Genomic DNA, 11,277 nt, shown 5'->3' with positions numbered 1-11,277 from the left:
CTCACTCACGCTGCGAGGGTTTTCGGGGCCGGGCCGAACATCAAGTCGTCCCGGTCGTCAGGGGAGAGCGGCGCGCCGGAGCGGATCAGCTCCTTGCAGCGCGCCTGCTCCGCGATATCGCCGACGAAGACCGCCCCCGCGAGGCGGCCGTCGGCGATGATCAGCTTGCGGTAGAGGCCGGCGGCGGCATCGTGCATCACGACCGCCTCGGCACCCTCGGGCGTATCGACCAATCCGGCCGAGAAGACCGGCAGGCCCGACACCTTGAGGCTGGTGGCAAGGGATGTGCCGGGATAGGTCGCCGCCTCGCCGAGAAGCGCCCGCGACAGCACCTCGGCCTGCTCGTAGGCGGGCTCGACGAGGCCGTAAACGACGCCCCTGTGCTCGGCGCATTCGCCGAGCGCATGGATCGCCGGATCGGAGGTGGTCATCCGGTCGTCCACCGTGATGCCGCGCCCGCAGGCGAGCCCGCAGGACTGCGCCAGGGCGGTCGAGGCGCGGATGCCGACCGACATCACCACGAGGTCGGCCGGGATCACGCTGCCGTCCTTCATCCGCAGGCGCTCGACGCGTCCGTCGCCCTCGATCGCGGCGGTATCGGCGGACAGCATTACCTTGACGCCGCGCGCTTCCATCGCCGTGCGCACGAGGCGGGCGGCCGCGTGGTCGAGCTGGCGCTCCATCACCCGGTCCATGACGTGGATCAGGGTGGTATCGACTCCGAGCCGGGCGAGCCCGACCGCGGCCTCCAGGCCCAGAAGCCCGCCGCCGATCACCACCGCCTTGGCATGCTCGACGGCGGCTTTCCGGATCGCCGCCACATCGGCGAAATCGCGGAAGGTGAGGACGCCGGGCAGGTCGATGCCGGGCAGCGGCAGCCGGATCGGCAGCGAGCCCACCGCCAGCACCAGCTTGTCGTAGGGCAGCACATGGGCGGAGCCGACGAGCGCGATGCGGTTCGCCCGGTCGATCTCCGTCACCGGTGCGCCGGTGACGAGACGGATGCCGTGCTCCTCGTACCAAGAGAGCGGACGGAAGCCGCAGGCCGCCTCGTCCACCTCGCCGCCGAGAAGCGAGGAGAGCAGCACCCGGTTGTAGGCCGCCACCGGCTCGGCGCCGACCACCGTCACGTCGTAGCGGCCCGGCGCGCGCTCCGTCAGCCGCTCGAGGAAGCGTAGTGAGGCCATGCCGTTGCCGACAACGACGAGTCTGTCCTTCACGCTCATGAACCCGTGATCCCCCTTCACGAACTCAGGCAGCGAGAGCAGGCTTGGCGTGGCGGGCGTAGAGGAATTCCAGCACCGCGGCGCGGGCGTGGACGTAGGTGGCATCCTCCACGAGGTCGAGCCGGCGGCGGGGCCGCGCCAGCGGCACGGGCAGGATCTCGCCGATGGTGGCCGACGGCCCGTTCGTCATCATCACGATGCGGTCGGAAAGCAGCACCGCCTCGTCCACATCGTGGGTGATCATGATGACGGTGTTCTTCAGCCGCTGCTGGATCTCCATGGTCTGGTCCTGAAGGTGGGCGCGGGTCAGCGCGTCGAGCGCGCCGAACGGCTCGTCCATGAGCAGCACGGTCGGCTCCATGGCGAGCGCGCGGGCGATGCCGACGCGTTGTTTCATGCCGCCCGAAATCTCGTTCGGGCGCTTGTCGGCGGCGTGCACCATGTTCACGAGCGCGAGGTTGTGCTCGATCCACTGCGTCCGCTCGGCGCGGGTCTTCTTGCCCTTCGAGACCTTGTCGACGGCGAGCGCCACGTTCTCGCGCACGGTGAGCCAGGGCAGCAGCGAGTGGTTCTGGAACACCACCGCGCGATCGGGGCCGGGGGCGTTCACCTCGCGCCCGTCCAGCAGCACGCCGCCGGTCGAGGCCTTGAGCAGGCCGGCGACGATGTTGAGCACCGTCGACTTGCCGCAGCCGGAATGCCCGATGATCGAGACGAACTCGCCCTTGGCGATGTCGAGGTTCACGTCGCGTAGCACTTCCGATGCCTTGCCGCCGCGATGAAACGTGATGCCGACCTGGGAGAGGGAGAGATGAGCCATGTTCTTAATCCCTCACGCTGCGCTGGTGCCGCGGGTCACGAGCACGCCGAGCCCGGCGACCATCCGGTCGAGGACGAAGCCGATGAGCCCGACATAGACGAGGGCGACGATGATCTCGGAGATGTGCGACGAGTTCCACGCATCCCAGATGAAGAAGCCGATCCCGACGCCGCCGATCAGCATTTCGGCCGCGACGATGGCGAGCCAGGACAGGCCGACGCCGATGCGAAGACCGGTGAAGATGTAGGGGGCCGCCGAGGGCAGCATGATCTTCACGAAGAACTCGATCGGGTTCAGCCGGATGACCGCGGCGACGTTGCGGTAGTCTTGCGGAATGTTGCGGATGCCGACCGCGGTGTTGATGATGATCGGCCAGATCGAGGTGATGAAGATCACGAAGATCGCGCTCGGTTGACCGTCGCGGAAGGCGGCCAGCGAGAGCGGGAGCCACGCCAGCGGCGGGATTGTACGCAGGATCTGGAAGATCGGGTCGAGCCCGCGCATCGCCCAGTCGGACTGGCCGACCAGCGTGCCGAGCATCACGCCCGCCACCACCGCCAGCGAGAAGCCCAGCGCCACGCGCTTCAGGCTCGCGGCGATATGCCAGAACAGGCCCTTGTCGGTGCCGCCGTTGTCGTAGAACGGATCGATGATGATGTCCCAGGCTTCCGTCACCACCCGCGAGGGCGGCGGCAGGCCGGCGGTGGGGGAGGAGCACAGCACCTCCCACAGGAGCAGGAAGCCCGCCAGAACGACGAGCGGCGGCAGGACGCGGGCGGCGACGCCGCGCAGGCCGGCCAGGGTGATGAAGGGCGTGCGGGCCTTGGCGGCGCGCTCGCGGGTTGCGGTGAGCGTTGCTCCGGTAGCCATCACGCGACCTTCTTGATGCCGAGGCTGTTGAGGTAGGCGGCGGGGTTTTCCGGATCGAAGACCTTGCCGTCGAACAGCGTCTCGACGCCGCGCGAGGTGGAGGTCGGGATCGCCGCGACGCCGAGCGCCTTGGCGGCCTCGCGCCAGAGATCCTCACGGTTGACCTTGGCGATCAGCGCCTTGGTGTCGGTCTGGGCGTCGAACTTGCCCCAGCGGATGTCCTCGGTGAGGAACCAGAGGTCGTGCGACTGGTACGGGTACGAGGCGTTGTCGCCCCAGAACTTCATGATGTGCGGGCTGTTCTCGACGACCCGGCCGGTGCCGTAGTCGAACTTGCCCTTCATGCGATCGACGACGTCGGCGACCGGCACATTGATCCACTGGCGCTTGGCCACGATCGCCGCCATCTCGTCGCGGTTCTCGGGCTTATCGCACCATTGCTGGGCCTCCATCACCGCCATCAGCAGCGCCTTGGCGGCGTTGGGGTATTTGTCGACCCAGGCCGCGCGCATAGCGAAGGCCTTCTCCGGGTGGTCCTTCCAGAGTTCGCCCGTGGTGATGGCGGTGTAGCCGATGCCCTGGTGGATGAGCTGCTCGTTCCACGGCTCGCAGACGCAGAAGCAGTCCATCGTGCCGACCTTCATGTTCGCCACCATCTGGGGCGGCGGCACGACGATGGTCTCGATGTCCTTGTCGGGGTCGATGCCGCCGGCGGCGAGCCAGTAGCGGATCCAGAGGTCGTGGGTGCCGCCGGGGAAGGTCATGGCCGCCTTCACCGCCTTGCCCGACGCCTTCTTGGCTTCCAGCGCGGCTTTGAACGGCTTGGTGTCGAGCCCGATCTTGTGGTCGATATGCTCCTTGGCGATCGAGATGCACTGACCGTTCAGGTTGAGCCGGGCCATGATGTACATCGGCACCGGCACGTTGTTCTGGGTCACCCGGCCGGCGGAGATCAGGTAGGGCATCGGGGTGAGGATGTGAGCGCCGTCGATGCCGTTGCCCTCGGAGCCGAGCACGAGGTTGTCGCGGGTGGTGCCCCAACTCGCCTGCTTCAGCACCTCGGTCTCGGGCAGGCCGTACTTGGCGAAGATGCCCTTCTCCTTGGCGACAAAGAGCGGCGCCGCATCGGTGAGCGCGATGAAGCCGAGCTTGGCGCCCTTCACCTCCGGCCCCGCGCCCTGCGCGAAGGCACCGGCCGGCAAGGCGGCACGAGCCGCACCCGCGAGGGCGAGGGCAGCCGCCGCCCCCTTGAGGACGCCGCGGCGGGTCGTGTTGCCGTGATCGATGCTCATCCGCTCTTCGCTCCGGTGCGCTGTCTGCACATGGAAAAGGCCGCCGTCCGGGATCGCCTGCGCGATCGACCTTCGTCGCGTGCGGGCAGTCCGGATCAGCGGCCTTGCTGACGTTTGGGGCGCGTCGTCGTTGACGAGCCCGTGCGAACATCTCTGCAGGAGCCGTGCCAATTGCGTGGAAGAGCGTGCCGCCCCTCTCGGAGCGTCGGCATCACGGGTTTGCTGCGCTGCCCGTGCTCAGCGGCGCCAGGATTTCATGCGGTGCACAAAAAATGGGCTGATGCTGCTGCGCGATGCAGCCCGGGCCGGTCCCAGGCCGCTGAAAAACGCTCAGCCGCCGATGGCCGCGGCGAAGATTTCGGGCCGGTAGAGCGCCGCTGCCCGGTCCGCCGCGTCGTCGCCGGACCCCACCTGCCCGCAGGCGGCCATCTGCGCCACCAGCCACCGGGCATGCTCCGGGTTCGGCCGGTGGGTCGCCGCGTCGAGGCGCAGATAGGCCGGGTTCGCCCGCTCGGTTCCGTCCCGATCCACGATCAGCGCGCCACTGAGCGTGCGCGCGAGAAGCGCGGCATCCGCGTCGAGTTCTGCCCGTTCGGCGAGCAGACGGCTCAGGGCCTCGTGGTTCTCGGGGGCGGCGCACCAAAGTCCGGCGCGGTGAACGGCCCTGACCAAGGGTGCCGTGAAGTCGGCCCCCTCCGCGGGCAGCGCCAGCACCTTCTCCGGGCAGTCGGGCGCGATCTCGCAGCCGAGTGCCGCGATCCGGCCGAGGCCGGCGGCGACCGCGACGCTGTTCCAGGGGGCGCCGACGCAGAAGCCGTCGATCCGCCCGCGCCGGAGCGCATCCACCGTCTCCGGCGGCGGCACCACGACCAGCCGCACCGTCGCGTCGAGGTCGAGCCCGCTCAGGCCGGCGAACAGGCGGAGCTGGTAGGAATGGCTGGAGAAGGGATGCACGGTGCCGATGACGAGCGGACGCCCCTCCCCGGCCCGCGCGCGGGCGACCGCCGAGAAAGCCGCGGCCACGTCACCGAGCCCGTCGCTCTCCGGGTCCATCGCCGCCCAGAGCGCGTTCGAGACGGTCACGGCGTTGCCGTTGAGGCCGAGCGCCATCGGCACGCTCAGACGGGCCTGCGGCCCCGAGAGCCCGAGCGCGCTGGCGATGGCGAGCGGCCCGAGCATGTGCGCGGCGTCGAGATGGCCGAGCGCCAGCCGGTCGCGCAGGGTCGCCCAGGAGGGCTCGCGCGCGAGCTCGATCTCGAGCCCCTCTGCGCGGGCGAAGCCCAGTTCCGCCGCCGCGATCACGGGGGCGGCGTCGGTAAGGGGGACGTATCCGAGTCTGATCCTCATCCGAGTAGATCCGCCGCGGTGACGATGGCGCGGGCGATGTCGACGATCTTGCGTTTCTCGTTCATCGCCTGCCGCCGCAGGAGCTTGTAGGCCTCGTCCTCGCTCATGCCCTTGCGCGTCATTAGGATGCCCTTGGCGCGCTCGATCAGTTTGCGGTCGGCAAGTTCCGAGCGGGCCTCGTCGAGTTCGCGCTGGAGCCGGGCGAAGGCATTGAAGCGCAGGATCGCGATGTCGAGGATCGGCCGGATCCGTTCTGAGCGCAGCCCGTCCACCACATAGGCCGAGATGCCCGCATCGACCGCCGCCTGCATCATGGTCTGGTCCGAGCGGTCCACGAACATCGCCACCGGCCGCTCGGCCTGCCGGGACAGGCCCGACATCTGCTCCAGCACGTCCCGGCTCGGGCTCTCCAGATGGACCACGATCACGTCGGGCTTCAGGCTCGCCACCCGCGCCTGGAGGTCCGGCCCGTCCGCAAGCACGACGACGTTGCCGACGCCGGAGGCGCGAAGACCCTCCTCCAGGATCGCTGCGCGGGCGCGGCTCGGATCGATCACGGCGACGGTGAGGCTGGTCTCGGTCATCGAGGGCCGGAGTGGTTCGATCCGTTCGAGGAAGGCATAGGCGAGGAAGGCACGGGGTAAAGAAGGCGGTCCGTCTACATGGAGGCACGTGCGGAAGCACCTGCCTCGTGAGGGGCGGACGCATCGCAGGCAAGCCGTATGCCCGCCCGGTCCATAACGACAGTTACAAACCGACATCGGCCGGCCCCGCTTCTGCCGCAAACCGGGGCGCACACTCAAGCCGCTCGCGAATCTATCAGGAGGGGCCGGTTCATGCGCGTCGTCGATCCGCTGCGAAAGCCGGACGTGTCCGCGACCCCTCGCGCCGTGCTTCCTCCCCTGCTGCCGACCCTCGGCCTCGCCGTGGCCGCCGCCCTGCTGTCGCTCGTCTGCCGCGAGCCGGCCAAGGGGCCGACGTTGCCGCCGGTCGAATCGGCGCGGCCCGTGCCGGCCATGGCTGCGGCGCCCGGCTTCACGGTGTTCGATCCGGGCAAGGCCCTGCTCGCTGATGTCGAGGCGGGGCCGGCCAGCGAGGCCTTCGCCCGCCTCGTGCCCCTCGTCGCCGCAAACGAGGCCGCGCCGCCTCAGGCCCGCCCCCCGCGCCTCGCCACCCGAACCGAGCGCCGCCGCGCCACCGCGAGCCGGATGGCGACGACGCAGCCCGCGAGCCCGGCGAAAGCCGCATCCGAGCCGGTTATTCCTGCGCCGGCCGCTATGGCGCGTGTGGAGGACGAGAGTGATCGCGTCCTGCCCGCAGGCGCCCTCCCCTTCGCCGCCGTCGACGCGGTCTGGGATGCGGCCCGTACGGCCGGCTCCGGCGCGGCGACCAAGGTCACGACCAGCGTCACGAACCTGAGCGGCTCGGTCGTCAGCCTCGTCTCGGATCTGCGCTGAGACGGAGCGCGCTGCGCCGCCAAGCGCACGGTCTTCACAATCGTTAGCCCCGAAACCTTGCGAAGCGCGGCCGCTGCGCCACTTCGCGCGGAGCAGAACCGCGATCACGTCCACCGCGTCGCCGACGCGGCGGCTTTTTCGCGCGTGATGCTCTGCGAGTAAGGCCGAAGCCCGCGTTTCCCCCGCGTCGTTCGGCTCAGGGTACGGCGACGGAGACCGGGATGGCGGGACGGATCGAGGATTACGCCCTGATCGGCGACGGGCGCACCGCGGCCCTGGTCGGCCGCGACGGCAGCATCGACTGGCTGTGCATGCCGCGCTTCGATGCCTCGGCCCTGTTCGCGAGCCTTCTCGGAACGGAGGAGCACGGCTTCTGGAAGCTCGCTCCGGCGGCGGAGGGGGCGCAGCATTCCTGGCGCTACCGCGGCGGTTCGCTGGTGCTGGAGACCACGCACAAGACCCATGAGGGCGAGGTCCGCGTCACCGATTTCATGCCCGTCGGCGACGGCAGCCACGTCATCCGCCTCGTCGAGGGCGTACGGGGCCGGATGGCGATGCGGATGGAACTGGCCGTGCGCTTCGATTACGGCTCGGCGGTGCCCTGGGTCTCACGCAGCGAACTCGGGGATCTGCGCGCCATCTCCGGCCCGCACAAGGTGGTCCTGCGCACCAACGCGCCGATGCGCGGCTCCGCCCACCAGACCACGGTCTCGGAATTCACGGTCTACAAGGGCGACGCAGTCCGCTTCGTGCTGAGCTACGGCGCCTCGCACGAGGACGATCCTGCACCGATCGAGCCGCGCCGCTGGCTCGACGACACCAACCGCTTCTGGCGCGAATGGTCGAGCCGCTGCACGCTCCAGACACCTTGGGACGCCATCCTGCGCCGCTCGCTGCTGACGCTGAAGGCGCTGATCTATCAACCGACCGGCGGGATCGTCGCCGCGCCCACCACGTCGCTGCCGGAAGAACTCGGCGGGGTGCGCAACTGGGACTACCGCTTCTGCTGGCTGCGCGACTCCACCTTCACGCTGCTGGCGCTGATGGACTCAGGCTACATTGAGGAGGCCCGCGCGTGGCGCGACTGGCTGACCCGGGCGGTGGCCGGCAACCCGGAGCAGGCGCACATCCTCTACGGCATCGCCGGCGAGCGGCTGCTGCCGGAGATCGAACTCGACTGGCTGCCCGGCTACGAGGGTTCGCGGCCCGTGCGCGTCGGCAACGCGGCGATCGCGCAGTTCCAGCTCGACGTCTACGGGGAGCTGTTCGACGCCCTGTTCCAGGCCCGTGCCCGCGGCATGGGGCAGAACAAGGACGGCCTGCGCGTCGGCCAAGCGATCATCAAGCACCTTGAGACGGCGTGGCGCCAGCCCGATGAGGGCATCTGGGAGGTGCGCGGCGGGCGGCGCCACTTCGTCCATTCCAAGGTGATGGCCTGGGTGGCCTTCGACCGGGCGATCCGCAGCATCGAGCTGATGGGCGACGACGATCCGCACACCGTCGAAGCGCCACTCGCGCACTGGCGGGCGATCCGCGACGAGATACACGCCGAGGTCTGCGCCAAGGGGTTCGACCCGGAGCTGAACAGCTTCGTCCAATCCTACGGAAGCAAGGCGCTCGATGCGAGCCTCTTGCTGATCGCGCATATGGGCTTCCTGCCCCAGGACGATCCCCGCGTCGTCGGCACGGTGGCGGCGGTCGAATCGCATCTGATGCGCGAGGGGTTCATCCTGCGCTACGAAACCGAAGGCCAGACCACCGACGGCCTGCCCGGCAACGAGGGTGCCTTCCTGCCCTGCAGCTTCTGGTACGCCGACAATCTGATCGGCCTCGGCCGCTGCGACGAGGCCCGCGAGCTGATCGAGCGCCTGATCGGTGTCTGCACCGACCTCGGATTGGTCTCCGAAGAGTACGACGTGCACGCGAAACGGCTGGTGGGGAACTTCCCTCAGGCGTTCACGCATGTTGCGCTCGTCAACACGATCCTCAATTACAGCCGCGCGACCGGTCCTGCGAAGGAACGGGGCAGCGGCGCGGACGTATCCGAGTCGAGGGTAGGCGAATCCATCGCGGCGCAGTAGTCGCACTCCGTCAGACGGCGGGCGATGGAAGCGAGAAAGACGGTAACTCCATGAGCGGTGCAGACACGAGCCCGAAGGCGGCCCTGAGCCAGGGCGACAAGCTCGCGATCGACACGATCCGGACGCTCGCGATCGACGCGGTGCAGAAGGCCAATTCCGGACATGCCGGCGCGCCGATGGCGCTGGCGCCCGTCGCCTACACCCTGTGGAACCGGTATCTGCGCTACGATCCGGCCCATCCGCACTGGCCGAACCGCGACCGCTTCGTGCTCTCGGCCGGCCACGCCTCGATGCTGCTCTACGGGCTGCTGCACTTGGCCCGCGTGGCCGAGAAGGACGGCGGCAATTCCCCCGCCATCTCGCTGGACGACATCAAGAAATTCCGGCAGCTCGACAGCCGCACGCCGGGCCACCCGGAATATCACTTCACCACCGGCGTCGAGACCACCACCGGGCCGCTGGGCCAGGGCGTGGCGAACTCCGTCGGCATGGCGATGGGCGGCCGCTTCAAGGGCGAGCGCCTGAATCGGCCCGACCTGCCGCTGTTCGACTACAACGTCTACGCCATCTGCTCGGACGGCGACCTGATGGAGGGCGTCAGCCAGGAGGCCGCCTCGATCGCCGGGCACCTGCGCCTGTCGAACCTCTGCTGGATCTACGACAACAACACTATCACCATCGAGGGCCACACCGAACTCGCCTTCTCGGAAGAGGTCGCCGCCCGCTTCCTCGCCTATGGCTGGCAGGTGCTGCGGGTGGCCGATGCCAACGACACCCACGCCATCGCCTCGGCGCTCGAGACCTTCCTGCAATCGAGCGACCGCCCGACCCTGATCATCGTCAACTCGATCATCGGCTACGGCGCGCCGACCAAGCAGAACACGTCGAAGGCCCATTCCGACGCGCTCGGCCCCGACGAGGTGAAGGGCGCCAAGCGCGCCTATGGCTGGCCGGAGGAGTCCGAGTTCCTCGTGCCCGACGGCGTCTACGACACCTTCGCCGACGGCATCGGCAAGCGCGGTGCTGCGCTCTACAGTCAGTGGCAGGGCTTCTTCGAGGCCGCCAAGGCGGCGGATGCGGAGCATGCTGAAGAACTGTCAGCCTTCCTCGAAGGCCGCCTGCCGGAGGGCTGGGACCGCGACATCCCGGTCTTCGAGGCCGACGCCAAGGGGCTCGCGACGCGCGAATCCTCGGGCAAGGTGCTCAACGCCATCGCCCAGCACGTGCCGTTCCTGCTCGGCGGCTCGGCCGATCTGGCGCCGTCCAACAAGTCGAACCTCACCTTCGAGGGCGCGGGCTCGCTGACCCCGTTCGAGCCGGGCGGGCGCAACATCCATTTCGGCGTGCGCGAGCACGCCATGGGCTCGATCGTGAACGGGCTCGGGCTCGTGGGTCTGCGCGCCTACGGCGCGACCTTCCTCGTCTTCGCCGACTACATGCGCCCGCCGATCCGGCTCGCCTCGCTGATGGAGCTGCCGGTCTTCCATATCTTCACCCACGACTCGATCGGCGTGGGCGAGGACGGGCCGACCCACCAGCCGGTGGAGCAGATCCTCTCGCTGCGCTGCATCCCCGGCCTCCTGACTCTGCGCCCGGCCGACGCCAACGAGGTGGCCGAGGCCTACCGGGTGATCTTCTCGCTGAAAGATCAGCCGGCGGTGCTGGCCCTGTCGCGCCAGCCGCTGCCGACCTTCGACCGCTCGAAATACGCCCCCGCCTCGGGCACCGCGAAGGGTGCCTACGTGCTCGCCGATAGCGAGGGCACGCCGGACGTGATCCTGATCGGCACGGGCTCCGAGGTGCAGCTCTGCGTCGGCGCCTACGAGACCCTGAAGGGCGAGGGCGTGAAGGCGCGCGTCGTCTCGATGCCGTCCTGGGAGCTGTTCGAGCGCCAGGACGAGGCCTACCGCAACAGCGTCCTGCCGCCGGAGGTTCTGGCGCGCGTGGCGGTGGAGCAGGGCAGCGTGATCGGCTGGGACCGCTACGCCGGCTCCTCGGGCTCGATCGTCGGCATGCATACCTTCGGCGCCTCGGCCCCGATCAAGGACCTGCTCGGCAAGTTCGGCTTCACCGCCGAGAAGGTCATCGAGGCGGCCCGCGCGCAGGCGGCCAAGCACAAGAAGTAAGGGCGCAGACGTTGAGCCCTCTCTCCTTAAGCGGGAGAGGGTGGCCCGCGAAGCGGGT

At 69.1% G+C, this 11,277-nt stretch carries 9 protein-coding genes; 3 read left to right on the top strand and 6 right to left on the bottom strand.

Features of this window, described 5'->3' with window-relative positions; genetic code table 11:
• Window positions 1-5 precede the first annotated feature (5 nt).
• The 6 genes from M2437_RS09765 to M2437_RS09740 form a co-directional block, all read right to left on the bottom strand.
• A complete protein-coding gene (locus tag M2437_RS09765; protein WP_003603350.1) occupies window positions 6-1,226 on the bottom strand; it encodes an NAD(P)/FAD-dependent oxidoreductase in 1,221 nt (406 codons plus the stop codon).
• A gap of 25 nt (window positions 1,227-1,251) precedes the next feature.
• A complete protein-coding gene (locus tag M2437_RS09760; protein ID WP_003603352.1) occupies window positions 1,252-2,046 on the bottom strand; it encodes an ABC transporter ATP-binding protein in 795 nt (264 codons plus the stop codon).
• 12 nt (window positions 2,047-2,058) lie between these two features.
• Window positions 2,059-2,916 (bottom strand): nitrate ABC transporter permease, encoded by an 858-nt coding sequence (ntrB, locus tag M2437_RS09755; RefSeq protein ID WP_003603353.1) that lies wholly within the window; start codon window positions 2,914-2,916, stop codon window positions 2,059-2,061.
• The gene (locus M2437_RS09750; RefSeq protein WP_003603354.1) at window positions 2,916-4,208 is read right to left on the bottom strand and encodes a CmpA/NrtA family ABC transporter substrate-binding protein; all 1,293 of its coding nucleotides are present in this window, start codon (window positions 4,206-4,208) and stop codon (window positions 2,916-2,918) included. The genes ntrB and M2437_RS09750 overlap by 1 nt, the downstream gene beginning before the upstream one ends.
• A gap of 330 nt (window positions 4,209-4,538) precedes the next feature.
• Window positions 4,539-5,555: a CmpA/NrtA family ABC transporter substrate-binding protein gene (locus M2437_RS09745; RefSeq protein WP_253387260.1), complete on the bottom strand. Its 1,017-nt coding sequence runs from the start codon at window positions 5,553-5,555 to the stop codon at window positions 4,539-4,541.
• On the bottom strand, window positions 5,552-6,139 hold the full coding sequence (locus M2437_RS09740; RefSeq protein WP_003603356.1) for an ANTAR domain-containing response regulator: 588 nt from the start codon (window positions 6,137-6,139) through the stop codon (window positions 5,552-5,554). The genes M2437_RS09745 and M2437_RS09740 overlap by 4 nt, the downstream gene beginning before the upstream one ends.
• 252 nt (window positions 6,140-6,391) lie before the next feature.
• Between M2437_RS09740 and M2437_RS09735 the strand changes: the two genes are divergently transcribed.
• From M2437_RS09735 to tkt, 3 genes are all read left to right on the top strand, one after another.
• Window positions 6,392-7,012, top strand: a complete 621-nt coding sequence (locus M2437_RS09735) for a hypothetical protein (protein WP_253387259.1) — start codon at window positions 6,392-6,394, stop codon at window positions 7,010-7,012.
• A 221-nt stretch (window positions 7,013-7,233) separates the two neighbouring features.
• A complete protein-coding gene (locus tag M2437_RS09730) occupies window positions 7,234-9,093 on the top strand; it encodes a glycoside hydrolase family 15 protein (protein ID WP_253387258.1) in 1,860 nt (619 codons plus the stop codon).
• Window positions 9,094-9,143: 50 nt separating this feature from the next.
• Window positions 9,144-11,219 (top strand): transketolase, encoded by a 2,076-nt coding sequence (gene tkt / locus M2437_RS09725; RefSeq protein WP_253387257.1) that lies wholly within the window; start codon window positions 9,144-9,146, stop codon window positions 11,217-11,219.
• Window positions 11,220-11,277 lie beyond the last annotated feature (58 nt).

The organism is Methylorubrum pseudosasae (genome assembly GCF_029504475.1).
GTDB lineage: Bacteria > Pseudomonadota > Alphaproteobacteria > Rhizobiales > Beijerinckiaceae > Methylobacterium > Methylobacterium extorquens.
Note: the sequence above shows the minus strand (reverse complement) of the source record. Positions and strands in the feature narration are given on the sequence as shown.

Bases quoted from the DNA above. Each gene is read 5' to 3' on its own strand.
- M2437_RS09765 (WP_003603350.1), bottom strand. From the start codon at position 1,226: ATGAGCGTGAAGGACAGACTCGTCGTTGTCGGCAACGGCATGGCCTCA.
- M2437_RS09760 (WP_003603352.1), bottom strand. From the start codon at position 2,046: ATGGCTCATCTCTCCCTCTCCCAGGTCGGCATCACGTTTCATCGCGGC.
- ntrB (WP_003603353.1), bottom strand. From the start codon at position 2,916: ATGGCTACCGGAGCAACGCTCACCGCAACCCGCGAGCGCGCCGCCAAG.
- M2437_RS09750 (WP_003603354.1), bottom strand. From the start codon at position 4,208: ATGAGCATCGATCACGGCAACACGACCCGCCGCGGCGTCCTCAAGGGG.
- M2437_RS09745 (WP_253387260.1), bottom strand. From the start codon at position 5,555: ATGAGGATCAGACTCGGATACGTCCCCCTTACCGACGCCGCCCCCGTG.
- M2437_RS09740 (WP_003603356.1), bottom strand. From the start codon at position 6,139: ATGACCGAGACCAGCCTCACCGTCGCCGTGATCGATCCGAGCCGCGCC.
- M2437_RS09735 (WP_253387259.1), top strand. From the start codon at position 6,392: ATGCGCGTCGTCGATCCGCTGCGAAAGCCGGACGTGTCCGCGACCCCT.
- M2437_RS09730 (WP_253387258.1), top strand. From the start codon at position 7,234: ATGGCGGGACGGATCGAGGATTACGCCCTGATCGGCGACGGGCGCACC.
- tkt (WP_253387257.1), top strand. From the start codon at position 9,144: ATGAGCGGTGCAGACACGAGCCCGAAGGCGGCCCTGAGCCAGGGCGAC.